This is a genomic window from Chitinophaga ginsengisegetis (assembly GCF_900168065.1).
Taxonomy (GTDB): domain Bacteria; phylum Bacteroidota; class Bacteroidia; order Chitinophagales; family Chitinophagaceae; genus Chitinophaga; species Chitinophaga ginsengisegetis.
The window spans coordinates 3,183,677-3,210,011 of record NZ_FUZZ01000001.1 but is presented as its reverse complement, the minus strand read 5'-3'; the positions used below and the strand labels follow the sequence as shown (position 1 = coordinate 3,210,011).

Below are 26,335 nucleotides of genomic sequence, written 5' to 3'. Positions count from 1 at the left end.
TCTTTGCAAAATGGCACGTATCATTCCATTATCAGAAGGGTCATTTACCGTAGACGGGACCAAGAAATTTTTTCCTTTTAAGCTGGGAACGGATAGCATGCAGGACCGCCCGCATGGTTCGTTGCTGGTTGAAATACAGCCGTTCCTTGTTATCACGGACCGCGACTATATTTTATTTGATACCGGGTTGGGTTTCCGTAACCCCGATGGCGTATTGCAAATCCACCAGCACCTGATAGACAATGGCATCAATCCTATGGAGATCACCAAGGTATTGATGAGCCATTTACATAAAGATCATTCCGGTGGCGTTTCTTCAGAAGATCCTATCACGAAAGAGCGTACGCTCAATTTTCCGGGGGCTACCTATTATGTGAACAACGAGGAAATGCTTTATGCGATAGAACACTCCGGCAAATCCTATCTCTCCGAAGATATAATATTATTACAACAGCGGGATAACGTGGTGTTTACTACCGGCAATGGCACTATCGACGGATATATTCACTACGAAGTGACCGGTGGTCACTGTCCTTATCACCAGGTGTTTTTGGTAGATGATGGAACGGATAAAATATTTTTCGGGGGAGATGTGGCGCCACAGATATCCCAGATGAGGAGCAGGTTTGCAGCTAAATATGATTACGACGGCAAGCGCAGTATGGAACTTCGCCAGGAGTTTCTGGAGCGCGGCAAACAGGAAGGCTGGACATTCCTTTTTTATCATGATACCAAAGAACCTTTTGCTAAGTTTTAAAAGCTAAAGGAGCATGTATACGTTGTTTAACAGCTTGTCACTTACCGGACAGGATACCATTAAAACATGGGAGCAACAAGGCCGCAGCTGGGCATCGTATAGTGTTTACCGTGATCAGGCCACACACGAACTGTATATTCCGCAAACGATACTCAACCTGGTAGTACAGGGAGAGAAAAGAATGTACGACGGCAGGCAGGTACATTATCTGCATGCCGGAGATGCGATGATAATTCCGCCCGGAAGCCTGCTTTGCTCTGAAATATTACGGCCACAGCGGCAATACGGGAGCATTAACCTGGTGATCCCGGATGAGATGATCCTGGCCTTCCTCAAAAAGCCAGGGAAAACCAATACGGCCGGGCGGGCATTAACCACGCTGCCGGTAAACAGCCGGTGGCACAGCTTCACCCAATCGCTGCTGCGTCACTTTGCAGACGATAACCTCACCACACCTGATTATTACGACATTATTTCACACGCGCTTCATCTTATTTCCGGAGAAGAAGCTATAAGTGCCATGCTCACCAAAGCCGCTATGTATCCGCTTCCGGAGGTGATGGAAAAGCTGAGTACAGGGATGGCAGAAGTAAAGCAGCTGGAAGAGGTAGCTGCTATGGGGCACATGAGCACTGCCACATTGAAACGCCGCTTCCGGGATATTTATCATAGTTCTCCTATGCACTGGGTGCTGGAGAAGCGGTTGCAGATGGCCGGTTTCCTGTTGCGTACCACGGAGCAACCGATCGCGGAAATAGCTTACAGCACCGGGTTTGAAGACGTAACCCATTTTTACCGGCAGTTCCGCCGTTGTTTTGAAGTAACGCCATTGCAATGGCGTAAAATGGAAACTGATCTTTTCAGCAAATAGTTGTGCCGGCGGATGGCTTACATTGTGAAAAAAAACAGCAATGGAAAATCTGATCCACATCGGTGAAGCCTGGGTACAGGCGTGGAATTCACACAACCTCGACGAAATAATGTCGCACTACGACGATGATGTTACCTTCTATTCCCCGTTAATTAAAAGAATCAACAATGACCCTACGGGTTGTATCCGGGGGAAAGAAAACTTAAAGGCTTACTTCACCAGGGGGCTGGAAGCCTATCCTGATCTGCATTTTGAGCTGTATCACATCCTGGAAGGCGTGAATTCTATTGTGCTTTATTATAAGAGTATCAATGATAAATTAAGTACGGAGATGATGGTGATTAATGAGAAAGGGATGGTAAGTGAAGTAAGGGCACATTATAAATAAAGAGAATTGCGGGGGCTTCCCCGTAATTCTTTCAGGGTCTTCTTCTCGGGCCTCCACCCATTCTGTTCATGCGTTGGGTATTGAGGTGGTTAACCATGATGGTCCGGAATTCTCTTTCGCTTTTAAACACCATGCCTGCTTTTCTGCCGGGGAGTACACGCTGGAATTCTGTACTGTAGCGTGATTTAATGTCCAGCATTCGTTTTTCGTACTTCAGTTCCTTATCCATATTTCTCCGGGCGGCATCGTCGGCGTTGTCGGTGGCTATTTTTTCCTGGTCTCTTTTCTGGTGGCGTTCTGCGATCAGTTGTTCCACTTCATGGGTATAATTATTATAAACCGGCCAGAACTTCTGGGCTTCTTCCGGTGTGAGGTTTAATTTCTGGGAGAGGTATTGGATCTGTATGGCTTTTATTTTTTCTGCGGCGCTTTCGGACGGGGTTTGCTGGGCGTTACTCACGCCGGCATGGGTGAGGAGCACAAACATTGTAATCCATATAAAGTAAAAATGTTTCATCATTTATTTTCAGGTAACACTTCCTTTGATAAATCGGTCCTTTGCAGGTATTTTTCGATGGCTTCCAGTGGAACTGCTTCATTCAGCTGACTTTGCACCGGGCTTGTTTCCGCGGAACTGGCAAAGAAAGCTTCATTATCAAAGGGATCTGTGTGGGTTTGCAGGTAATTAACGATATCCTGGTCATTCAGGTCTTCCAGTTGTCTTTCTATAGTATTATGATGGTTGTTATTGTTGATAACGAACAGTATGGCGCTGCTACCGATGAAAGCGGTAAGACAGGCGGCCACGGTCCATTTCAACCACGTGGCGGTCCGGTTCCGGTGCGCTACCCGCAGTGGAATTACGGGGCTGGAGTTGGCCCGGAGCGACTCAAAATAGCCGGTGGGTACTGTAAATGGCGTCTGTTTGGGGATTGCCGCCAGGAAGGGGGAAATAGCTTCCAGTTCCGCATGTACGAAGGTGAGGGAGCTGGTTTCTTCTTCCGTTTGGATCCGTTGCAGGATGGCCTGTGGTAATCCTTCGAAATAGCCGGCAGGAACAGTTTGCGGCTGATTTGGAACAGCGGTTGTCCCGGAACGCAGATCTTCCAGCTGAATTTGCAGCAGGATAGCGGCGGGCAGGTGTTCAAAATAGCCTGCTGGTACCGTAAATGGTACTTCTGCGGGCCAGTTGGTGCCTGGAGCTATTTGCATTAATTCATTTGTTATGTAGGTCTGCCTGTTCATATTTGCTGTTTTTTAGACAGTAAACGGTACTAATAGTTTAATGTGATTTTAATCTTTTGGTAAAATTCTTTAAAAATTACTTAAAATAAATATTTGTAAAATTTATACTCAGCCATTACGGATGAACTCCTCGATTTTCTTAACAGCATGATGATAAGAGGCTTTCAGGGCGCCTTCCGAGGTATCCAGCACTTTGCTCATTTCCTCGTAGGGCATTTCATCATAGTAGCGCAGGTTAAATACAATCCTTTGTTTATCGGGTAAACTGAGGATGGCGCGCTGCAGTTTCCATTCCAGTTTATTGGGATCGAACTGCGGATCTGCCCTGAGTTTGTTGCTTAGGCCGGTTTCTATATCCGACAGCGAAACGGACGTTTTACGTTTTTGCTGCTCCAGGAAAGTCAGGCTTTCGTTGGTGGCTATTTTATAGAGCCAGGTATATAGCTGTGCATCTTCCCGGAAATTTTCCAGATTTTTCCACACTTTAATAAAAACATTTTGCAACACATCGTTGGCATCGTCGTGATCCATTACCATCCTGCGGATATGCCAGTAAAGCCTTTCCTGGTACTTTTGGATAATAAGGGTAAACCCTTTTTCCTTAGTATCAGGTATACGGTATAATGCCAAGAGTGATTTATCGTCCTGTGAAACGGCCATAGGTTAAATGGTTCTTAACAGGTTTTAGTTCATTGAATATAAATAAAAACCTGTTCATAAGACGCGGAGATTGTGGCAAAGTTTAATGAGGGTGGAGAGATCGCCTTCGGCGATTACGTTTTGATGTAAAAAAGATTTGGGAGATGAAAGCAGGTATATCTGCTTTCATCTCCCAAAATATTATCATCAGACTGATGTCTGATTCTGTAAAAGACAATCACCGAAGGCGATTTGCTTTGCTTATGCTTTTTTCTTACGCTGTATTGCTTTTTCTGCTGCGGCAACGATGTGACCTGCATCGAGGCCATATTTTTTCAGCAGGTCCAGCGGTTTACCGCTTTCACCGAACGTATCGTTGGTGCCCACATATTCAATGGGAACAGGCGTATGACGGGCAGCTACCTGTGCGATGCTGTCGCCCAGACCACCGAGTACGTTGTGTTCTTCTGCAGTAACTGCGCAACCGGTTTTCTTCAGGGAAGCAATGACTGCTGCTTCGTCCAGCGGCTTAATAGTGTGAATGTTGATGATTTCCACGCTGTAGCCTTTTTCTTCCAGTACTTTACCGGCTTCGATGGCAATCCAAACCAGGTGACCGCAGGCGAATAAGGTGATGTCTGTTCCTTCGTGGAGGATCTGTGCTTTACCTACTTCAAATTTCTGGTCTTCAGCGGTAAAGTTGGGCCATTTCGGACGGCCGAAACGGAGATATACCGGTCCTTCGTAATCAGCGATAGCGATGGTAGCTGCTTTGGTTTGGTTGAAATCGCAGGGTACGATTACAGTCATTCCGGGCAGCATTTTCATCATGCCGATATCTTCCAGGATCTGGTGGGTAGCGCCATCTTCACCCAGGGTAAGTCCTGCGTGGGAAGCGCATATTTTTACGTTCTTGTTGGAGTAGGCAACAGACTGACGGATCTGGTCGTATACCCTTCCGGTAGAAAAGTTAGCGAAAGTAGTGGTGTAGGGGATTTTACCGCCGATGGTTAAGCCGGCGGCGATGCCGATCATGTTGGCTTCTGCGATACCTACCTGCACAAAGCGATCAGGAAATTCTTTAATAAAAGCGTTCAGTTTCATAGAACCGAGCAAATCTGCTGTCAGCGCAACTACATTGGGGTTTTTACGACCTACTTCGAGTATGCCCTCACCAAACCCACCGCGGGTTTCTTTTTCATTTAGTGGTTGAATATCTTTTACCATTGTGGTCTTTTTAAAATTGAAGCGTAAATGTAATCATTAAAAAAAGAGGATCCTAGTTACTCAGCACTTTATTGCGCAGGCTCACTTCCCATTGCCATGCAGTGCGCATACTGTCTTCGATACCAATTTTGGGTTCCCAGTTCAGCTTTTCTTTTGCTTTACTGTTGTTGGCGTAAATAGAGATCACATCTCCTTCCCTGCGTGGGCCGGTGGTGTAGTTTAATTTGATGCCGGAAATTTTTTCGAATGCCTTGATGGCTTCCAGAACGGTTACTCCGTTGCCGGTGCCGAGGTTAAACACTTCGCAGTTGCTGGAATTCCGGTGTTCTATGAGGTATTGGAGCGCTTTAGTGTGAGCGGCGGCGATATCCATTACGTGGATATAGTCACGAACGCAGGAACCGTCGCGGGTATCGTAATCGGTTCCGAATACGGTCATTTTAGGAATTTTACCAATAGCCGTTTGGGTGATTACGGGAACCAGGTTGTCTGGTTTTCCCAGTGGCAGTTCGCCGATAAGTGCGGATGGGTGTGCGCCTACCGGGTTAAAATAACGAAGCAGGATAGAGTTGGTTTCATTTACCCGGCTATAGTCTTCGATGATTTGTTCACCCATTTGCTTGGTACGTGCGTATGGCGATTGAGCTTCGCCGAGCGGAGTTTCTTCCACTACCGGCAGGGCTTTGGTATTGCCATAAACGGAGCAGGAAGAGGAGAATACGAGGTTGGGGACATTGTATTCTTTTACGCATTTCAGCACGTTGATGAGCGAGGTGAGGTTATTCTGAAAGTACATCAGGGGCTCGTTTACAGATTCTCCCACTGCTTTCAGGGCTGCAAAATGGATGACGCCAACGATATCCCGGTTTTCATGAAATACCGCATTGGTGTCTTCCAGGTTACAAAGATCTACTTTGTAATTGCGTACCTTTTTTCCGGTAATTTTCTCTATACCATCTAATAATTGGGTGCTGCTCCTGATATTACTGTCTACAGATACTACATCAAATCCATTATTGATCAGATCTACAATAGTATGCGCGCCTATATAGCCACAACCACCCGTAACAAGAACCTTCATGATATTTCAGATTTACGTTTATTTGATATTTCAGAAAACTTTTTGATTGAGCACCGTTTCGAGGTAAGCTCCATAGCCGCTTTTCAGCAAAGGCTTGGCCAGTTCTTTAAGTTGGCTGGCGTCAATAAATCCTTTGCGGTAGGCGATTTCTTCGATACAGGCTACTTTGATTCCTTGTCTTTGTTCTATTACCTGTACAAATTGGGATGCCTGCATGAGCGAGTCGAAGGTACCGGTATCCAGCCATGCCGTTCCGCGTGGTAAGATAGAAACTTTTAATTTTCCACGCTGTAAATATTCTTTATTTACATCTGTAATTTCATATTCGCCGCGTGGACTGGGTTGCAGGTTTTTAGCGATTTCCACTACTTCGTTATCGTAGAAATAAAGTCCCGGTACGGCGAAGTTGGATTTGGGTTGGGTGGGTTTTTCCTCGATGGACAGTACTTTCATGTCTGCACCGAATTCCACTACTCCATATCTTTCGGGGTCGGATACCTGGTAGGCATATACGATTCCGCCGTCGGGGTTGGTGTTATGTGCCAGTTGCGTACCGAGTCCGGCGCCGTAAAAGATGTTATCACCCAGTACCAGGGCTACCGTGTCCTTACCGATGAATTCCTCACCGATCACAAAAGCCTGGGCCAAACCATTTGGATTGGGTTGTTCTGCGTAGGTTAAATTCAGTCCAAGTTGTTGTCCGTTGCCGAAAAGCCGTTGAAAAGCCGGCAGGTCGTGCGGGGTGGAAATGATCAGGATATCCTTGATGCCCGCCAGCATCAGGGTAGACAGCGGGTAATAGATCATTGGTTTATCATACACCGGCATTATCTGTTTGCTGATAGCATACGTAATGGGGTGTAGGCGGGTGCCGGAGCCGCCGGCCAGGATAATTCCTTTCATTTGCAAGATCAATTTTTGATGGTCACTAACTTAACTTTCCAATTAGGAAAACCGCACAAAAATAGCGGCTCTCTTTCAATTGGCATCTTTTTTTTATAAAAAAAGCTCTCCGGAGGTTGCGGAGAGCTTTTCAAAGTATGTGCCGGTTCACTTTTTTAAATGAACAGATTTACGATGAAATAGGTGAATGCAGCCAGTAATCCACTGATGGGGATGGTTAAAACCCAGGCCCACAGCAGGGATACGGTAACGCCCCAACGAACGGCGGATAACCTTTTGGTAGCACCTACCCCCATAATAGCACCCGTAATAACGTGGGTGGTACTGGCGGGAATACCCAGATGTTCCGTGAGGAAAAGGGTAATGGCGCCGGAGGTTTCAGCAGCCACACCTTCCAGTGGGGTTACTTTGGTGATACGCGTTCCCATTGTTTTTACGATTTTCCAGCCACCGCTCATGGTTCCGAGCGCAATACAGGTAAAGCAGGCAAGCGGTACCCAATCCGGCATTTCCTTGAGACTACCGATATAACCGGCAGACACCATCGCGGCGGAGATGATACCCATTACCTTTTGGGCATCGTTACTACCGTGACCGAGGCTCAATGCCGCGGAAGAGGCCAGCTGCAGGCGTTTGAACCAGCTTTCTGCCCGGTATGGATTTGCCTTACGGCAGACATTTACAATGATGAGTGTTATAATAAAGGCCACCACCATACCTATGAGGGGTGCCAGTACAATAAAATACACGGTGGGTAATACTTTGTGGAAATTGATTACATCAATATTGCCACCGGAGGCCGTTACAGCCGCACCAATGAAACCGCCTATCAGGGTATGCGAGGAGCTGGATGGAATCCCCAGCCACCACGTGAAGAGGTTCCAGGTAATAGCAGCCACCAGGCCGCAAAGGATTACTTTCAGCGTGATAAACTGTTCAAATACCGAGTTGGCAACGGAATTCGCTACTTTAAATTCACCGATGTAATATTTGGCAACAAAAAAGGCCACAAAGTTGAATACTGCGGCCCAGAGTACTGCCTGGAAAGGGGTAAGTACCTTGGTCGACACAATAGTGGCGATAGAGTTGGCGGCATCATGGAAACCATTGATATAGTCGAAAATGAATGCCAGTATGATAATAATTACTAGTAAAGTCATGACATCAGGAGAATTATGCGTTCAGAACTGTATTCCCCTTTATCAGGAGTACTTGATAATAATGGTTTCTATTACGTTGGCGCAGTCCTCGCATTTATCGGTAGCGATTTCCAGGGCCTGGTAGATTTCACGCATTTTAATCAGTTCTGCCGCGTTCTGCTCTGTGTCAAACAGGTCGGCGATAGCCATGTCGTAGATGTCATCAGCATGGTTTTCCAGGCTGTTGATCTTTACGCAGGCATCCGTAATGATGCGCATATTCTGCATATTACGCAGTTCGGGGATTGCTTTGGCAAGTTCCAGTACACCCAGGTGGATCAGTTCCGCCAGTTTGCGGATGCTATCGTTGATGTAGTGTACTTTATAGAGATCCATTCTTTTGGCAGAACCGTGGATGTAATCTGCAACATCGTCCAGTGTTGCCGCCAGGTAGTGAATGTCTTCACGGTCAAATGGGGTGATAAAGTTCTGTCCGAGCTCTACAAATATGCGGTGTGTGTAATCGTCGTTTTTGTGTTCCAGGCGTTCTATCAGGTGTACCTTATCCTTTCTCACGGCCAGATCTGTGGTGGCTACCAGCTCGTTGAGCACAGTCGCCATTTCTACCAGATTGGAAGCTACATCTTCAAACAAAGAATAAAATACCCGGTCTTTCGGCATGAATAGTTTAACAAAAGAATTGAAGCCTCCCATACGTTTGAGTTTATAAAATTTGCCGCAAAAATAGCTTTCAGAATCTATCCCAGCCAGTAAAAAACGTGAATTAATAATTCCTTAACACTGGATTAATATAAAAGTAATATAGCGATTTTTCCTTTGCATAGAAAATTATACTCATAAACAGGCTGCCTACAACCTGTACATACAAACCTATAATGTCGGATAAACGCCCATTAGATATAGCTGTAATTTCAGATGTTCATCTGGGAATTTACGGTTGTCACGCCAAAGAGCTGATTCAGTACCTGGATAGTATCGACCCGCGGATATTGGTGCTGAATGGGGATATTATCGATATCTGGCAATTCAGCAAACGCTATTTCCCAAAGGCCCATACCAAAGTGATCCGGAAAATCCTGAAGATGATCGGCAAAGGCACCGAGGTGTATTATCTGACAGGTAATCACGACGAGGCCCTTCGTAAATACGCAGGGTTTGAACTGGGCAACTTTACGATCGATAATAAGCTGGTGCTGGAGGTAGATGGCAAAAGGCACTGGTTCTTTCATGGCGACGTGTACGATGTGACCATGAAAAACTCCAAGTGGCTGGCCAAACTCGGTGGCAAGGGATACGATCTGCTGATTATCCTCAACCGGCTGGTAAATCATGTACTGGAAAGCATGGGGAGGGAAAAGATGTCTTTCTCCAAAAAAGTAAAACAAGGGGTAAAGTCGGCCGTGAAGTTTATTTCCGATTTTGAACAAACCGTTGCTGAAATAGCGGCAGACAAGGAGTTTGATGTAGTGTGCTGCGGTCATATCCACCAGCCCCTGATCAAAGAAATGAAAGTAGGCGATAAAACGATCACTTACCTGAATTCCGGCGATTGGGTAGAAAGTCTCACCTCTCTTGAATATATTAACCAGCAATGGGCCCTTTACCAACACCCCGTTACCCGTAAAGGCGCTGTATTGGCAGAAGATGACGATGATGGGCTCACCGATTGGGACGCTACGCGTATTATTACCTTCCCCGGTTCCTGATTTTTTTCTTTCTGTTTATTACATTTAAATATTTTAAATATATTTATATTTAAATACTATTTTCACAAAATCATAACAAGCGCTTAATATTAAATTAAAAGTAGACTACTAAGTTTGCCAGAGAAATAATTAAGTGTGACGATATTGGCACATTTAAATAAGCAAGAAAAACAGCTAGATGAAAGTATTGAAGTTACATCCTTTAATGACTATCTCCCTATTGCAAATGCAGATCCAGCGTTTGCTCTTTTGTAATGTGGCCGTGTATGTGCGTAACTCACTTGCCAATACATTTGATACATTAAAGGACGCGGGTTTTGAAGAAGATGTTTTGATTGAATTTCCTATCGACGAAACATTGAGTTTGCGGGAGTTTGAGGAAGAAGTGGAAGAACGGTTTAATTTTTCCCTGGAGTTGTGCAATAAGGACAACAAACCCTTCATGAATAAAAGCCAGCACTTATTCCAGATTGCCTGCCCCGTAGCTGATAGAAAAACCGACCGTAACTACCAGCTGGATATTTCCCTTGATATGTTGACGAATAATAACCGCCAGTCGCCACAGCAAAATATGTGGTAACCGACAATATTCCCCTGACCTGTATTCTCTTAGCTGACCCGGCTATTTTCTGTTTATATTACCATCAACGCTCTTCCTGAAAAACCTTTTATCAATTAACATTCTGGTAATGCCCCGTTAACACTTCGATAATGTAGTGCCAATACTTTTGCCATCAAATATTAAAACGGGCTTAAAACCGTATTAAAATCTGATTAAAAAAATATTGTGAAACGAATCTCTTCTGTACTTATCTGGGCACTGTTAGTGTGCTGTTCCTTTGCCAATGCCTCCTTCGCAGTTGATCCTGCCAAAATCACCGGTAAGGTGACAGACAAGAAAACAGGTGAAGCCATCATCGGGTTAACCGTAGTGGTAGCCGGTACAGGCAAAGGTGGGGTAACGGATGTTGAAGGTAGATACCAGATTTCAGTAGCACCCGGCACTTATACCCTGGAGTTTAAATTCATGGGATATCAGACCAAATCAGTTTCAGAAGTAGTGGTGAATGCAGGTAAACCTACTTACCTGGATATTGTAATGGAAGAAAGAAGTTCCAAAAGCCTGAAAGAAGTAGTGATCACCGGAACCGCTAAACAGGAAACCATTAACTCCCTGCTTACCCTGCAAAAGAATACCAACACCGTAGCACAGGTAGTATCTGCAGAAGCGATCCGTAAATCACCGGACAGAAATACCGGAGAAGTACTGAAAAGAGTATCCGGCGCTTCTTTGCAGGAAGGAAAATACCTCATCGTACGCGGACTTGCCGACCGTTACAACCAGGCCACCGTTAACGGCGCCCTGTTGTCCAGCACAGAACCAGACCGCAAAACATTTTCCTTTGACCTGTTCCCCTCCAATATTGTTGAAAACATTGTGATCAATAAAGCCGCTGTACCTGAATTGCCCGCAGAATTTGCCGGCGGTCTTGTACAGGTGAACACAAAAGATATTCCTTCCGAAAACTTCCTGACCGTATTGGCAGGTACAGGTTTCAATACCATGTCTGTCGGAAAGGATTTCTACACTTATAAAGGTGGAAACCAGGACTGGATTGGTATTGACGATGGAACCAGAAAGCTGCCATCGGCTTTTCCATCTTCCAAAGCTGGTTATGATCAGCTGTCAACTGCAGATAAAATTGCTGTATCCAAATCATTCCCGGACATCTGGGGCGTAAATACCAAAACCACACCGCTTAACTCCAATTTTCAGATTGCAGGCGGTATCAATAAAGGAAAAGAAGGCAATCGCTTCGGCGCTGTACTGTCATTGAGCTACAACCGAAACAACCGTAATTTCGATACTTACCGTACCGACTTTGATAATGACGGGTCCCGGATCTATAATTACTACGATAAGAAATCCACACAGAATGTATTGTGGGGCGGCCTTGCTAACTTATCCTACCAGTTTGGCAAGAATAAAATCAGTTTCAAAAACCTGTACAGTATCAATTCCACAGTAGCCACTACCGTGAGAAATGGTAACGACATTCCTTCTGAAACAGATGTTCGCGCCTATGAACTTGGTTTCAACAGCAACCGCATTTATACTTCACAGTTATCAGGCGAGCATTTCTGGGAGAAAGCAAAAGTGAAGATCAGGTGGAATGGCAGCTACACCAATATGAAGCAGGATGTACCGGATCTGCGCCGGTTGGGCTATAACAGCATTGCTGGTAAGAATGATTATTACGCCAATATATCTTCCGGTGGTTCCGCTACCCTCACCGGTTCCGGCCGTTTCTATTCTAAACTGAATGACAATATTTACGGTGGCATCCTGGACCTGAGCCGGTTTGTGAAAATCGGTGGTAAGCAACAGCAGATCAAGATGGGTTACCTGATCCAGAGTAAGGAACGTGGCTTTACCCCGCGGGCATTGGGTTACACGCTTTTTGACGCCGGCGATCCTTATGCACATGACCTGGTACGTTTATCTCCTGATAAATTATTTGCACCGGAAAACTTTACCGACCGGTTATTGCGGATGGATGAAATCACCAACACGCCGGATGCTTACGGCGCCAATGCTTTACTCAATGCAGGCTACCTGCAGTTTGATAACAATATTTATGAGAAATGGCGCCTGGTATGGGGTGTGAGAGTGGAGAACTTTGACCAGTCGATTAAATACAATCAGAACGGACCACAGAATAATAAAACTACGGTAACGGATATATTACCTTCCCTGAACCTGACTTACCTGCTGAATGCAAAAACAAATATCCGCTTCAGCGCTTCTCAAACCGTTATCCGGCCGGAGTTTCGTGAACAGGCACCGTTTGCCTTCTACAACTTTGACCTGATGGCTACCGAATCAGGTAACTCTAACCTGAAGAGAAGTAAAGTGACCAATGTGGATCTGCGCTATGAGTTGTATCCCCGTTCGGGTGAAGTATTAACCATTGCCGGTTTCTACAAACACTTTGAATCTCCTATAGAAAGATTCTACAACAGTGGTGCGGGTTCTGTAGGTTTAACCTACCTGAATGCTCCTAAAGCCAATAGTGCAGGCGCCGAAGTGGAGTTCAGAAAGAACCTCGATTTTCTGAATCCTGATAATGCAGGATTCTGGCATTCATTCACCGTGTTTTCCAATGTTGCCTATATCTATAATAAAGTTTCTTTTGAGAAAGATAAAGTGCTGAAAGCACGGCCTATGCAGGGACAATCCCCGTATGTGATCAACGTAGGATTACAGTTTGAAAAGGAATCGACCGGTACTGTTGCCAATGTATTGTTTAACCGCATCGGCAGAAGGATTTTCATTGTTGGAAATGACACCGAACCGGATGTATATGAAGCGCCAAGATCATTACTGGACTTCATGGTATCGCAGAAGGTTTTCCGTAAGGGAGAAATCAAGCTGACGGTAAGTGATATCCTGAATCAGTCTGCCAATTTTTACCAGGATAATGATGACAACGGCAGGTATGATAAAACATCAGACTTTCTCAGAATAAGTACCAAAGGCGGTACCAATGTAAATCTTTCTTTCTCTTATAAATTCTGATAAAGAGAGGAGTAATAATAGGAATAGTAGATTTTAAAAAATTGCATTTAATTTCAATCCATCTGACATGAAAAAAATTCTGTTTCCTGTAATGTTTTTGGCTGTGATTATATCATCCTGCGGCAAAGACGACGATCCTACAACTCCGCCACCGGCCCAGCCAGTAGACATGACTAAGGCCACTATTGAAAGAACCAGCGATAACAGTGAATTTAAGGAGTCTCCTGAAACACTGCCAAAGCAGATTACTTCCAATACTGTTTTGAAAACAGGTAAAACTTACCTGCTGACTGATTTCACTTTTGTATTGAACGGTGCAACTATCAAAATAGAACCAGGTGTTACCATTAAAGGATCTAAATCTCCGAATAAAGGTGCGCTGATCATTACCAGGAATGGTAAAATTGATGCACAGGGTACTGCTGCCGCTCCGATTGTATTTACATCCAGCCAGGCTACTCCTAACAGTGGCGACTGGGGTGGTATTATCCTGCTGGGTAATGCGCCAAACAATGGTGCAAAAGACGGTATTGCCGGCTTACAGGCCATTGAAGGTGGTGTAAATGAAACTGCTACCGGTTACGGTTTACATGGTGGTACCAAAGCTGATGACAACTCCGGTATTCTGAAATATGTAAGAGTAGAATATCCGGGTATTGCTTTCGCAGTAAATGATGAAATCAACGGTGTTACTTTTGGTAGCGTTGGTTCCGGAACTACTGTTGATTATGTTCAGGTAAGTCACTCCGGTGATGATTCCTTTGAGTGGTTTGGTGGTACTGTAAATTGTAAACACCTGATCGCTTATCGCGGTACTGATGATGATTTTGATACTGATAACGGTTTCTCCGGAAAGATCCAGTTTGGCCTGGTACTGCGTGATGCTGCCGTTGCTGATTTCGGTCCGAGTGGCGCTTCCAATGGTTTTGAATCTGACAACGATGCAGATGGTACTACCAAAACGCCGCAGACGTCTGCTACTTTCAGCAATATAACAGTTGTTGGACCTTACGCTAACGCTACTCCGGCTGCTACTGCAGCTCCTTACAAAAGAGGTGCGCATATCAGAAGGAACAGTAAAATTTCTATCTTCAACTCTGTATTTGTAGGCTGGCCTGTTGGTTTGTTCCTGGATGGCGCGCTGACAGAAGCAAGTGCTACTTCCAATGCACTGGAGTATAAGAATAACACCATTGCGGGTAGCCCACTGGTGGTAGCTCCTGGTACTGCAACATTTAATTCCCTGAACTGGTTCAGCACTGCAGCATTTGCCAATAAAACACTGGCAGCCGTTGCTGATGTGAAACTGACCAACACGGGTTATACCACTTTTGATCCAACCCCCGCAGCTGGTTCTCCACTGCTGGCTGGTGCGGATTTCACCAGCGCAAAATTAGGTGGTGGCGCCTTTACTACCACTACTTATGTAGGTGCAGCAGCAGCAGGTGATACCTGGTTCAAAGGCTGGACTAAATTTGCAGATAAATAGTATTTATTTAAATTTCATAAACTGTAATCTTAGGCCGCCCGGGTTTTTACCCAGGCGGCTATTTTTTATATACTATTTGCCGAGTTTGGCCATATATTTTTCCGGCGCTTTTTCAAATACGCCTTTGCAGGTAGTTGAGCAGAAATGCAGGGTATCTGTTTTATACACAGCCCATTCTTTATAACTGGTATCATAGGGCATTTCGCAAACAGGGTCCGGAAGCTTATTGCTGGCCACTACCGCCGGCATTTCAGCAGCGGCAGGTGCGGGAGTGCCGGCATTTTCAGCAGGGGCCTGCTTTTGCGCACAGGCAAACAGGAATAAGGCGCTACAGGTAATGAATATGTATTTCATACGTATTTTTTTAACGAAGGTATTGATAAAAAAGAATTACGGATTTGCGGGGAGATGGTGAACTTGTCACACTTCTTCCAACAAATCCGTAATGCTATATAATAGTTGCCGGTAATTATTACCAGATCACTACACGTTCTGCTTCCGGTAATACCATTTTACTTCCGGGAGTGCAGCCCCATGCAGCCTGGAATTCAGCCAGGTGAGGCAGCGGTCCGTTAATACGGAATTTTGCCGGCGAGTGAGGATCTGTCTGGATCTGGTTGCGCAGGGCGGCATCTGTGATGTTGCCATGCCATACCTGTGCCCAGCCCAGGAAGAAACGCTGCTGCCAGGTAAATCCATCGATAGGTTTGGGTTCACCTTTGCCTTCAAACGATTTTACCAGTGCGTGATAGGCCAGTGTTAAACCACCCAGGTCGGCTACGTTTTCACCGATGGTTAAGGCGCCGTTGATTTTGAAACCAGGCAGTGCTTCGAGGCCGCTGAAGTAGTCGATATAACGTTTGGTCAGTTTATCGAAGTTCTTACGGTCGGCTTCTGTCCACCAGTTTTTCAGGTTACCGTCTGCATCGAACTGTGAACCCTGGTCGTCGAAGCCGTGGGTAAATTCGTGGCCGATAACGGCAATGATACCACCGTAGTTGATGGCGTCGTCTGCATTAGGGTTGTAGAAAGGCGGCTGGAGGATACCTGCAGGGAATACTACTTCGTTGTTTAACGGGTTGTAGTATGCGTTTACCGTTTGAGGTGTCATACCCCATTCGCTTTTATCTACCGGTTTACCTATTTTATCAACACTCTCTTTGTGTACGTATAAGCTTGCTGCTATTACATTTTCCACCAGTTTCCCTTTTTCTATATTGATGGAAGAGTAGTCTTTCCATTTGTCGGGGTAACCGATTTTATAGGTAAAGGAAGCGAGTTTTTTGTGTGCCATTTGTTTGGTAGAATCGCCCATCCAGGTGAGTTTATCGATTCTTTCGCCATATACTTTACGCACATTTTCGATCATCTCGGACACTTTCTGTTTGCTGCTTTCCGGGAAATATTTTTTGGCAAACAGTTTACCCAGCGGCATGCCCATTTTTCCGTCGGTAGAGCGGATAGCACGTTCTGCGCGGGTTTTCTGCGATTTTTTACCTGTCATTATTGTACCGTAGAAATGAAAGTTTTCATTATCAAAGGTAGATGGTAAATAACCGGCGAACTGGCCGAGCAGCTGCCATTTGGAATATGTTTTCAGTGTTTCCAGCGGGGTAGCTTTCAGGAGCGCGTTGGCTTTGGTGAGATAGGCTTTGTTCTGAAGTACGAGGGTATCGGTTTTGATATCCTGTTTAGCGGCAAAGTTTTCCCAATCGAAATCAGGCGCCAGTGTTTTCAGTTCTGAGAATGCGGCCCTGTTATAGGTTTTAACGGGATCGCGGAGTTCTACATTGCTCAGCTGAATAGCGGCGAGTTTGGTTTCAAAGTCGAGGATTGTTTTTCCCGCGTTGGCTTCAGGGAAACCTGCCAGTTTAAACATTTTATCAACGTGACTAACAAATTCGCTGCGTACATTTTTGGTAGCGGAATCCTGTCTTTCGTAGTAGCTTTTTTCACCGAGGCTCAGACCGTCCTGTCCCTGGTATAGGATATTCATTTTACTGTTTTTGGCATCTGCTTCTGCGCCAAAACCGGTAAAGGTAGATACCCCGATTTTCTGGAGTTCACCAGTTACGCTGGCCCAGTCGGCGAGTGTTTTAACGGCTGCAATCTTATCCAGATAAGGTTGCAGCGGGGTGATGCCGCGTTGTTCGATGGTAGCGGTATCCAGGAAAGAAGAGTAGTAGTCGGCGATCTGTTGTTCTTCTGTACCTTTTTTCAGGTCTGTTTTGCTGGTGATTTCAGCAATGATCCCTTTGAGGCGAACTTCCTTATTTTCTTTATCGAGCACGTTAAACGCTCCCCAGCGGCTTTCTGTAGAAGGGATGGGGTTGTTTTTTTTCCAGTTACCATTCACATAATTGTCAAAATCATCACAGGCTTTGTAGGAAGAATCGATATCAGCCAGGTTAAAAGCGGGCACCTTTGTGGTGTCGGCCGTTTCCGCCTGCTGCGAGGAACTGTTTGAATTGCAGGCTGCGAGTGTAACGATGGCAGCCAGCAACGGTAGTTTTACCGCATTGGTTTTGTTCATATTTAAAACAGGTTTAGTATTCTAAGTTATGGAAAACGGGTCAGGTTGCATGAAGGGTTTTTTATGAACGGCAATCCCCGCTGTGATGGCTGTTGTTGATCAAATCCCGGAATCTCTGAATAATTAGGTAGGTTTGTGTTACGTAAATTAACATATAAATGGATTTCAGGTTTAAATTGTACAGGGTTACCACGGCTATAGTATTGATGATATCCGGCATTTTCACGTTCATGCTCTTGTCCAGCGTACTTTTTCTGGGTACGAACTTTGGATCAATTGTATCCCTGCTTTCGATGGGCGCCTGTTTTATCCATAGCGTTTTATCATTATATCTTCAGCGGAGCCTGCTATTGCCGGAAATTCCCCTGAAGGAGAGCACACCGGGAGGCATGAGGTTTATGGGTACGGTGGGACTGATATTTTCTATCCTGCTCATTTTGTCGGGGTTAACCATTTTGCTGGTTACGCCGGAGCAGATGAAAGCGGAGATTGATAATTTACCGGCCGATCAACAGGCAGCGGTTAAGCAAACGCTGGTAGCGCCAATAGGTGTGTTCCTGCTGGTGATGGGCAGTTTGTTTACGTTGAATATTGTACTGTCGTTCCGTTACCTCCGCCAGTGGCTGCAGTTACAGAGCGGCAGGAACGAAGAAAAGGAAGAATAAAAAACGGAGTTATGGAAAAGCGGGAGATAGCCAACAGAAATGATATCATATTACTGGTAGACAGTTTTTATGATAAAGTAAAGACAGATGATGTGATCGGCTTTATTTTTAATGATGTGGCGAAGGTCGACTGGCCACATCACCTGCCCATCATGTATAATTTTTGGGAAGGGCTGTTGCTGGATGGTGGCAATTATAAAGGGAATGTGATGGATCCTCATTTTAAGCTGAACAAGCTGATTCCATTGGAGCCTGCCTATTTTGACCGCTGGCTGCAACTGTTTGAGGCCACTGTAGCCGAAAATTTTACGGGAGAGAAAGCCACACTGGCGGTTACCCGCGCCCGGTCCGTAAAAGGGATCATGTCGTTTAAAATGAACCAGGTCAACCGTCCTGATTCAGACAAACAAATTCCGCTCGTTAACCCGGGCAATAAACAATAAACCAATAAGTGTAGTATGCAACCATTAGCGGAGCGGCTAAGACCGGTAACGTTGGATGAACTGGTGGGGCAGGAACATCTTACCGGCAAGGACAGTATTTTAAGAAAAGCGATAGAGCAGGGAATGATCCCTTCCATGATTTTGTGGGGTCCTCCCGGTGTTGGGAAAACAACTATTGCCAACATTATTGCACATACATTACAGGTTCCTTTTTACACACTCAGTGCTATATCGGCCGGGGTAAAGGAAGTGAGGGAAGTGATAGAGATGGCAAGGCGGCAGCAGCACGCGGTGTTATTCATTGATGAGATCCACCGGTTTAATAAATCGCAGCAGGATGCCCTGCTGGGTGCTGTGGAAAAAGGGATTATCACCCTTATCGGCGCGACTACCGAGAATCCATCTTTTGAAGTGAATGCGGCGGTGTTATCCCGCAGCCAGGTGTATGTGCTGAAACCTCTCGGCAACGATCAGCTGATGCAGCTATTGCAACAGGCAATGGAACGGGATGAGTGGCTGCGCAGCAAACATATTGAAATCAAGGAAACCAGTGCGCTGTTTAACATCTCCGGCGGAGATGCCCGTAAATTGCTTAATCTTTTTGAGCTGGTGGTAACCACTTTACGGGAAGATCCGATTGTGATTACAGACAAGAAAGTAATGGACATCGCCCAGCAACGGGTAGCCATATACGATAAAAAAGGAGAGCAGCATTACGACATTATTTCCGCGTTTATTAAGTCCATCCGGGGAAGTGATCCCAATGCGGCATTGTACTATCTCGCCAGGATGATCGACGGTGGTGAAGACGTGAAATTTATTGCCCGCAGATTGGTGATCCTGGCTTCGGAAGACATCGGCAACGCCAATCCCAATGCGCAATTGCTGGCCACCAGCTGTTTCCAGGCGGTAAACCTGATAGGCTTTCCTGAATCGAGGATTATCCTGTCGCAATGCGTTACCTACCTGGCTGCTTCGGCCAAAAGCAATGCAGCCGTTGCCGCTATCAGCGCGGCGCAGTCGGTGGTAGCTAAAACCGGTGATCTGCCGGTACCTTTGCATATCAGGAACGCCCCTACGAAATTGATGAAGGAAATGGACTATGGCAAAGGATATGCGTATGCACATAGTTATGAAAATAATTTTGTGATACAGGAGTTTCTGCCGGACGCTATTAAAGGAACGAAGTTTTATGATCCGGGAAATAACCCGCGTGAAAATGAGCTGAGGAATTACCTGAAGAGTTTGTGGAAGGAGAAATATAATTATTAAGAATAAAAACGGCCGGTTCAACAATTTTGAACCGGCCGTTTAACTTTTTTATTTGAAATGCAAAACGCCTTCTTTGAAATAATAACTACTGCTGGTGGGGATAAGCTGCATTTTTCCTTTATTCTCTCTCTTTATCTAAAATTTCAAATGATTGTTCTATCCTCTCGCCGTTTTCATCAACCAGTGTAATGATATGTTTACCTGCTGCCGGGTGCAGTGCCATCTGGTGAAACTCTGTGGTTGCGCCTATAAAGTTGTTATCCAGGTGCCAGAATATTTTAGTGGCATTGTTGCGGTGGGTGGCGGTAAAGATCGTTTGCCCGGGCTTTCCGTCGATTTCAACGGGAACGAATATACGTGCGCCTGGTCTTGGATAAATCAGTTCCATAGGTGCTTTATCCTGCCCCAGTGATGCCAGGCAATCCGGCTTGTAGGGTGGCAGCTGCTGATAGTAGTTTTTGCTGCGGTAGTAGTACTCCTGTGAAGGCGGCAATACAAACCACGATTTATGTTGCATGAGCGAGGGGGATTCGCAGGCTTCCGTTACGCGCCACTGGCCGGTTCTGTCGAGATGAACCAACTGGTGGTACGGACACACGCCCGCCCTGATGCCGGCTGCCGGTACATAAATAGAATCCTTTTCATCACATAGTTCGCCGGCGCGGAATCCGCTTTTGCGGCATACTTCAATTTTTTTCAGTTGTTGATAGGGTGTGCTAAACCAGCCGCTGGTATGCAGTAACCGGAATACATCAAACAGGATGGGGGCTGCAGTGGATACGCCTATCAGGCCGGGACGACCTTCTCCGTCTGCATTTCCTACCCATACGCCTACTACATATTGTGGTGTTACGCCAATGGCCCATCCATCGCGGAAGCCGAAGCTGGTGCCTGTTTTCCAGGCGATGCGCTGTGAAGAAGAGAATTGCTGCCACAGCAATTCTTCGCCGGGCCGCATTACTTCGGTCATCGCCTGAAAGGCGTACCAGATTGAGCCTGCATCCAGCAGTCCATCTTTACTCAATCCATATTTCGACGGGTGTTGAATATTGAGCCGGTAATTGGGAGGATGAATGTCATCCATATCGTATTTGCCTTTGTACTGATCCATGTGTATCAGTGTGCGGGCCATGCTGGCGTACATGCCGCACATTTCCCAGAGAGTGGTTTCGCCTCCGCCAAGGATCAGTGATAAACCATAATGATCGGCCGGTTTGTTCAGCGTGGTGATTCCCATTTTCTGCAGCAGGGAGTGAAACCGTTCGTAGCGGTATTGCTGCAGCATGCGCACGGCCGGGATATTGAGAGATCTGGCCAGCGCACGGGAGGCCGGTACTGCGCCATCGTAACCCAGGTCGAAATTTTGCGGCGAATAACCGGCTATCTGTGTGGGAATATCAGGAATCAGCGTATTGGGCAATATCAGGCCATCATTGAGCATGGCAGCATAGAGTATGGGCTTCAATGTACTACCGGGACTTCTTCTCGCCTGTACAATATCTACATGACTTTCCAGCTCCGGGTCTGAAGGGTGATAAATGTTTCCTACGTAGGCAAGGGTATTACCGGTTTCTACGTCGAGTACCAGCACTGCGGCGTTGTTGATGCCGTTGGCCTTATAAGCATTGTGATAACGTTCGGCGATGGCGGTGGCATTATGTTGCAGATCTGCCTGCAGGGTTGTTTTGATGCGGGTAGGTTCGTCTGTTTTTTGTTGCTGATAGTCGCGGCGGAACAGATCCAGCAGGTGTGGCGCTTCCTGCGGCAATGGCAACGGCTGATCCGGCAGAGGTTCCATTTTTGCCAGTTGGCAGGTAATGCTATCGATGGTATGCTGACGGTACAATTTATTCAGCAGCTGATTTCGTTTATTCAGTAACGTTACCCTGTTACGGCCGGGATGTACCAGCGCCGGGCTATTAGGTAATACGGCCAGTGCAGCCATTTCGCCCCACGACAACAAATCTGCTTTGCGGCCATAGTATCGCCAGGCGGCAGCTTCCAGTCCCACTACGTTGCCTCCGAAAGGAGCGTTGGCAGCATATAAAGCGATAATCTTCTTTTTAGAGGCCGCAAATTCCAGCCTGGTAGCCAACACCGCCTCCATCATTTTCTGCCAGATATTACGGGGCTGATTGCGCGACAGGCGTATCACCTGCATGGTGAGAGTGCTGCCACCGCTTACTACTTTTCTACCGCGGGCGTTTTGGTTAACGGCCCGGCCTATAGCGATGGGATCTATGCCCCAGTGATAATAAAAACGTTTGTCTTCATAGGCAACGATACACTTTTCAAATTTATCCGGTACATGCGCATTGTACGGAAACCGCCACTGTCCATCCGGTGCGATGCTGGCATTCAGCAGATCACCGTTGCTGTCCTCCAGCACATAGGAAGTGGGGCTGGTAAAGAGTTGTTTGGGTAAACAAAAATAATAGGCAATGAGCACAACAGCTGTGGCAGCGAGCCACCACTTTTTTTTGATGCACCATTGTTTAAGGGTATCGAACTTCATTACTTTTTTTATGCGCGTTCAAAGATAGGTTTAACTTATTGTTTTGAGCTGTTCATACACATATTAATCATGGCGCGATCAATGAATAAAATGAATAAGGATTGTGTATGGTTTGTTTGTTCCTTTGCGTACGTGGATTTTGTTTGCCCTGGTTGTTTTGTTGATTTCCGAGAGATGTTATTCTTCACTTTTCTACCCCCTGGATGAATTTTGTTTTAGTGTGTTTGTCGATTATTGGATGATCAAAGTGATCGATGGTAGTTCTTTGATTTATTGGAGGTTTATTTTTTTAAATTATTGATTTTCAGTTAGATGTAATTGTGCTACCACTGATGGCACAATTAGAAAACCAATTGGCAAGGAGGTTTTTTGATAAGAATATTCATAAGTGACTTATTATCAATTGAATAAAAATTATTTATTGGAAAATGAAAAGTAGTTAGAATACCTGGAATGGATAATGTTAATTACGTATATGTAATGCGTAAATTATTGATTAATAAAGTAATATAATTTCGCCGACACTGTCGGCGAAATTTAAAAATATTTATAATATGTTTTTGAATTGATAGTGATGAAAAGTACCCACTGTTGTTCGGAAAATTAAGAAACTGAGAAACTGTTTTTTATTTCTTACATACAAAAATCTAAATTTTATGACACATCAATTTGCAGAAATTGTAACGCTTATTCAGCGATCCAGAATTAGTGCCCAGCGAATGGTGAATGTTGAAATGATCAATCTTTATTGGAAAGTTGGGGAGCACATTCATGAAAAAATGCAAAGTAACATCTGGGGAAGTGGAACAATTAAAGAGCTGTCTGATTTTATTGCCAGGCATCATCCCGAATTGAAAGGGTTTAGTAATCGAGGGCTATATAAAATGAAACTTTTTTATGAAACTTATATGGCCGATTTAAACTTACTTTCGGATATTGAAGGGGCTAATCATATTGATAATCAACTAAGTATAATTTCGCCAACAGTGTCGGCGAAATTTAAGCATATTCGTAATACGTTGTTGGTTAAGGTATCCTGGTCTCACCACATTGTATTGTTGGAGAAAGTTAAAAGAAATGAAGAGAGAGTATTTTATATTCGGCTATGTATTAATGAGAGCTATTCCTTAAGAGAGCTGGAACGACAAGTAAAGAGTAGCCTGTATGAAAGAATACTGTTAGGTAATTATCCCTCTCAGGAAAGGATAACAAATAAGCCACAAAAAACTTCTGTTGGCTTCAAAGACAGCTACGTTTTCGAATTCCTCAACCTCCCCGAACCACACAATGAAAGCGATTTACAAAAAGCGCTTATCCATAAAATTAAAACCTTTGTCCTCGAACTGGGAAAGGACTTCATTTTCATGGACCAGGAATTTAAGATCATGGTAGGCGGCGTTAACTTCTACATCGACCTGTTGTTTTATCACCGGGAGTTGCATTGCCTGGTGGCTTTTGAGCTGAAAGCCACGGAGTTTATGCCGGAGTATATTGGCAAACTGAATTTCTATCTCGAAGCGCTGGACCGGAATGTCAGGAAGTCGCACGAGAACCCGAGCGTGGGCATTTTGCTTTGCAAAGAGAAAAATAATGAGATAGTAGAGTTTGCCCTCAGCAGAAACCTTTCTCCTGCCGTTATTGCTGAGTATCAGACGATCCTGCCCGATAAAAAACTGCTGCAGCAGAAACTCCACGAGTTGTTTGAGAATGAGTTAGCCTGATCAATTTAAAGTATGTCCGATCTCATCATCTTCCTGTATATCTTCCCCTCAACATTTTTTTAAAATATATTTTGTACCAATTGGTAAAATATATACCTTTATGCGAGCAAATAACTTCTATATGACATATTTCACACAATAACCGCAAGCAACCACTCACCATAAGCGATATTTTTTTATCTAATAATGTACTGAATGGTACAAAAATATATTTATATGCAAACACTCACTACCGCCCCCGTTCTTCACAAAACAGTTACTGTTAACAACCTCGATATCTTTTACCGCGAAGCCGGCCCGGCAGATGCACCGGTAATATTGCTGCTCCACGGTTTCCCATCTACCTCACACATGTACCGCGATCTGATCCGTGACCTGGCAGACAGGTATCATGTGATTGCCCCGGATTACCCTGGATTCGGCCAAAGCAGTATTCCTTCGCTAACTGCATTCGACTATACATTTGATAACCTTGCGCTGGTAATAGAACAGTTTATCGACAAGCTGGGATTAACAAAATTCAGCTGGTATTTGCAGGACTACGGCGGCCCCGTTGCATTCCGGATCATCAGTAAAAGACCCGAACTGGTAGAAGCGCTGATCATACAAAATGCCAATGTATATAATGAAGGCTTAGGACCCGATGTACAGGAAGTTGGCGCATTACAAAAAGCCGGAGATGAGAAAGCATTACTGGCAGCTATTGTACATAAGCTTAGCCTTGAAAAAATTAAAGAAGAACATCTGCTGGGAGCAGCCAACCCGGAAAGTGTGAGCCCCGACAGTTACGAACTGGCGCATGCCTATATGTCGAGGCCCGGCGTAGAAGCTATACAGGTGGCCCTGTTCCGGAATTATGGTACCAATTTTCCAAAGTACCCGGAATGGCAGCAGTATCTGCGTACACACCAACCGCGGCTCCTCGTAGTATGGGGAAAACATGACCGCATCTTTACCTGGCCGGGCGCAGAAGCCTATAAAAGGGATGTACCAAATGCAGAAGTACACCTGCTGGAAGGCAGCCACTTCGCGCTGGAAGAATACCATGAGGAAATAGCTGCCCTGATACACGATTTCTTAAAAAGATAATTACTAAAAAATATTTTTTATGTCGCACACAAAAATCGCCATCAACGGATTTGGAAGAATTGGAAGATTGTTTTTTCGTGAGATGTACCATCAGCCCGGTATTGAAATTGTGGCTATCAATGATTTAACCAGTCCGGCTGTATTAGCGCACCTGTTGAAGTATGATACGGCACAGGGCAGGTTTGATGCAAATGTAACAGCCACCGAAAATGCCATCTCTGTAAATGGAAAAGAAATTAAGGTATACGCCAAAAGAAATCCTGCTGAAATTCCCTGGGCACAACATGCAGTAGACGTAGTACTGGAAAGCACCGGCTTTTTTACAGACAGGAACACCGCCGCAGCCCACCTGGAAGCAGGTGCAGCGAAAGTGGTGATCTCGGCCCCTGCAACAGGTGATCTGAAAACCATCGTGTATAATGTTAACCACAACATCTTAGATGGAACAGAAAGCATTATCAGTTGTGCCTCCTGTACCACCAACTGCCTGGCCCCTATGGCGCAGGTGCTGGAAGATACTTTCGGTATTGTAAATGGCCTCATGACTACCATTCACGCCTATACGAATGATCAGAATATCCAGGATGCGCCCCATGCCAAAGGAGATTTGCGGAGAGCAAGAGCCGCGGCTCAAAGTATTATCCCCACCAGTACAGGAGCCGCAAAGGCAATAGGACTGGTACTTCCCACTTTAAAAGGAAAACTGGATGGTACATCGCAGCGGGTACCGGTAATAGCCGGATCATTAACTGAACTTACGGTGACCCTGCAAAAGAAAGTAACTGCAGATGAAGTGAACGCTGCCATGAAAGCCGCTGCCAACGAAAGTTTCGGATATAACACCGATGAAATAGTGAGCAGCGATATTATAGGCAGCCACTACGGCTCTCTCTTTGATGCCACACAAACAAAAGTATTATCAGCAGGAGATCAGCAGATCGTAAGAGTGGTAAGCTGGTACGATAATGAAATGAGTTATGTATCACAACTGGTGCGTACCGTAACATATTTTGCCCGGTTAAAGCAGTAGTTATCTGCTCATAAAAAAAGG

General features: G+C 45.2%; 24 protein-coding genes. 13 read left to right on the top strand and 11 right to left on the bottom strand.

Annotated features, from left to right (window positions below; translation table 11 throughout):
* The first annotated feature begins 10 nt into the window (after positions 1–10).
* The 3 genes from B5Z18_RS12690 to B5Z18_RS12680 are packed head-to-tail and all read left to right on the top strand — an operon-like array spanning position 11 to position 2,016.
* Complete coding sequence (locus B5Z18_RS12690) at positions 11–757, top strand: MBL fold metallo-hydrolase (RefSeq protein ID WP_227024420.1); 747 nt, start codon at positions 11–13, stop codon at positions 755–757.
* 13 nt (positions 758–770) lie between these two features.
* Complete coding sequence (locus tag B5Z18_RS12685) at positions 771–1,628, top strand: AraC family transcriptional regulator (protein ID WP_079469703.1); 858 nt, start codon at positions 771–773, stop codon at positions 1,626–1,628.
* A gap of 40 nt (positions 1,629–1,668) precedes the next feature.
* Positions 1,669–2,016, top strand: a complete 348-nt coding sequence (locus tag B5Z18_RS12680; RefSeq protein WP_079469702.1) for a nuclear transport factor 2 family protein — start codon at positions 1,669–1,671, stop codon at positions 2,014–2,016.
* Between the two features lie 31 nt (positions 2,017–2,047).
* Here the strand turns inward: B5Z18_RS12680 and B5Z18_RS12675 are convergent, their stop codons facing one another.
* From B5Z18_RS12675 to B5Z18_RS12640, 8 genes are all read right to left on the bottom strand, one after another.
* Positions 2,048–2,536, bottom strand: a complete 489-nt coding sequence (locus tag B5Z18_RS12675) for a hypothetical protein (protein ID WP_136374535.1) — start codon at positions 2,534–2,536, stop codon at positions 2,048–2,050.
* Entirely contained in the window at positions 2,533–3,228 is a 696-nt protein-coding gene (locus tag B5Z18_RS12670) for a hypothetical protein (protein WP_143313562.1), read from the bottom strand. Before B5Z18_RS12670 ends, B5Z18_RS12675 begins: the two co-directional genes overlap by 4 nt.
* 141 nt (positions 3,229–3,369) lie before the next feature.
* Positions 3,370–3,921 carry an RNA polymerase sigma factor gene (locus B5Z18_RS12665; protein WP_079469699.1) on the bottom strand — a complete coding sequence of 184 codons (552 nt, stop codon included), beginning with the start codon at positions 3,919–3,921 and terminating at the stop codon, positions 3,370–3,372.
* Between the two features lie 240 nt (positions 3,922–4,161).
* On the bottom strand, positions 4,162–5,127 hold the full coding sequence (locus tag B5Z18_RS12660) for a transketolase family protein (protein WP_079469698.1): 966 nt from the start codon (positions 5,125–5,127) through the stop codon (positions 4,162–4,164).
* Between the two features lie 52 nt (positions 5,128–5,179).
* A complete protein-coding gene (galE, locus tag B5Z18_RS12655; protein ID WP_079469697.1) occupies positions 5,180–6,208 on the bottom strand; it encodes a UDP-glucose 4-epimerase GalE in 1,029 nt (342 codons plus the stop codon).
* A 30-nt stretch (positions 6,209–6,238) separates the two neighbouring features.
* Positions 6,239–7,111 (bottom strand): glucose-1-phosphate thymidylyltransferase RfbA, encoded by an 873-nt coding sequence (gene rfbA, locus B5Z18_RS12650; protein WP_079469696.1) that lies wholly within the window; start codon positions 7,109–7,111, stop codon positions 6,239–6,241.
* A gap of 155 nt (positions 7,112–7,266) precedes the next feature.
* Positions 7,267–8,271, bottom strand: a complete 1,005-nt coding sequence (locus B5Z18_RS12645; RefSeq protein ID WP_079469695.1) for an inorganic phosphate transporter — start codon at positions 8,269–8,271, stop codon at positions 7,267–7,269.
* 42 nt (positions 8,272–8,313) lie between these two features.
* Positions 8,314–8,964, bottom strand: coding sequence for a DUF47 domain-containing protein (locus B5Z18_RS12640; protein ID WP_079469694.1), 651 nt, complete (start codon positions 8,962–8,964; stop codon positions 8,314–8,316).
* Positions 8,965–9,146: 182 nt separating this feature from the next.
* Between B5Z18_RS12640 and B5Z18_RS12635 the strand changes: the two genes are divergently transcribed.
* From B5Z18_RS12635 to B5Z18_RS12620, 4 genes are all read left to right on the top strand, one after another.
* Positions 9,147–9,977, top strand: a complete 831-nt coding sequence (locus tag B5Z18_RS12635; protein WP_079469693.1) for a UDP-2,3-diacylglucosamine diphosphatase — start codon at positions 9,147–9,149, stop codon at positions 9,975–9,977.
* Between the two features lie 178 nt (positions 9,978–10,155).
* Positions 10,156–10,557 carry a hypothetical protein gene (locus tag B5Z18_RS12630; RefSeq protein ID WP_079469692.1) on the top strand — a complete coding sequence of 134 codons (402 nt, stop codon included), beginning with the start codon at positions 10,156–10,158 and terminating at the stop codon, positions 10,555–10,557.
* 207 nt (positions 10,558–10,764) lie between these two features.
* On the top strand, positions 10,765–13,557 hold the full coding sequence (locus tag B5Z18_RS12625) for a TonB-dependent receptor (RefSeq protein ID WP_079469691.1): 2,793 nt from the start codon (positions 10,765–10,767) through the stop codon (positions 13,555–13,557).
* A gap of 67 nt (positions 13,558–13,624) precedes the next feature.
* Entirely contained in the window at positions 13,625–15,046 is a 1,422-nt protein-coding gene (locus tag B5Z18_RS12620) for a hypothetical protein (RefSeq protein ID WP_079469690.1), read from the top strand.
* A 72-nt stretch (positions 15,047–15,118) separates the two neighbouring features.
* Here the strand turns inward: B5Z18_RS12620 and B5Z18_RS12615 are convergent, their stop codons facing one another.
* Both B5Z18_RS12615 and B5Z18_RS12610 read right to left on the bottom strand, forming a co-directional pair.
* Entirely contained in the window at positions 15,119–15,400 is a 282-nt protein-coding gene (locus B5Z18_RS12615) for a YHS domain-containing protein (protein WP_079469689.1), read from the bottom strand.
* Positions 15,401–15,518: 118 nt separating this feature from the next.
* On the bottom strand, positions 15,519–17,579 hold the full coding sequence (locus B5Z18_RS12610) for a M13 family metallopeptidase (RefSeq protein ID WP_079469688.1): 2,061 nt from the start codon (positions 17,577–17,579) through the stop codon (positions 15,519–15,521).
* 158 nt (positions 17,580–17,737) lie between these two features.
* Here B5Z18_RS12610 and B5Z18_RS12605 point away from each other — a divergent pair, with 158 nt between their 5' ends.
* Genes B5Z18_RS12605 through B5Z18_RS12595 form a run of 3 tightly spaced genes read left to right on the top strand, consistent with a single transcriptional unit; the run spans position 17,738 to position 19,959 of the window.
* A complete protein-coding gene (locus tag B5Z18_RS12605) occupies positions 17,738–18,244 on the top strand; it encodes a hypothetical protein (RefSeq protein WP_133256111.1) in 507 nt (168 codons plus the stop codon).
* A gap of 11 nt (positions 18,245–18,255) precedes the next feature.
* Positions 18,256–18,687, top strand: coding sequence for a group III truncated hemoglobin (locus tag B5Z18_RS12600; RefSeq protein ID WP_079469686.1), 432 nt, complete (start codon positions 18,256–18,258; stop codon positions 18,685–18,687).
* Between the two features lie 15 nt (positions 18,688–18,702).
* Positions 18,703–19,959, top strand: a complete 1,257-nt coding sequence (locus B5Z18_RS12595) for a replication-associated recombination protein A (protein ID WP_079469685.1) — start codon at positions 18,703–18,705, stop codon at positions 19,957–19,959.
* A 118-nt stretch (positions 19,960–20,077) separates the two neighbouring features.
* On the opposite strand, the gene pbpC is transcribed toward B5Z18_RS12595, so the two are convergent.
* Positions 20,078–22,474 carry a penicillin-binding protein 1C gene (gene pbpC, locus B5Z18_RS12590; protein ID WP_079469684.1) on the bottom strand — a complete coding sequence of 799 codons (2,397 nt, stop codon included), beginning with the start codon at positions 22,472–22,474 and terminating at the stop codon, positions 20,078–20,080.
* Between the two features lie 656 nt (positions 22,475–23,130).
* Between pbpC and B5Z18_RS12585 the strand changes: the two genes are divergently transcribed.
* The 3 genes from B5Z18_RS12585 (at position 23,131) to gap (ending at position 26,314) form a co-directional block, all read left to right on the top strand.
* Positions 23,131–24,195 (top strand): PDDEXK nuclease domain-containing protein, encoded by a 1,065-nt coding sequence (locus tag B5Z18_RS12585; protein ID WP_079469683.1) that lies wholly within the window; start codon positions 23,131–23,133, stop codon positions 24,193–24,195.
* Between the two features lie 216 nt (positions 24,196–24,411).
* On the top strand, positions 24,412–25,284 hold the full coding sequence (locus B5Z18_RS12580; protein WP_079470069.1) for an alpha/beta fold hydrolase: 873 nt from the start codon (positions 24,412–24,414) through the stop codon (positions 25,282–25,284).
* 19 nt (positions 25,285–25,303) lie between these two features.
* Entirely contained in the window at positions 25,304–26,314 is a 1,011-nt protein-coding gene (gene gap, locus B5Z18_RS12575) for a type I glyceraldehyde-3-phosphate dehydrogenase (RefSeq protein ID WP_079469682.1), read from the top strand.
* Positions 26,315–26,335: the final 21 nt, after the last annotated feature.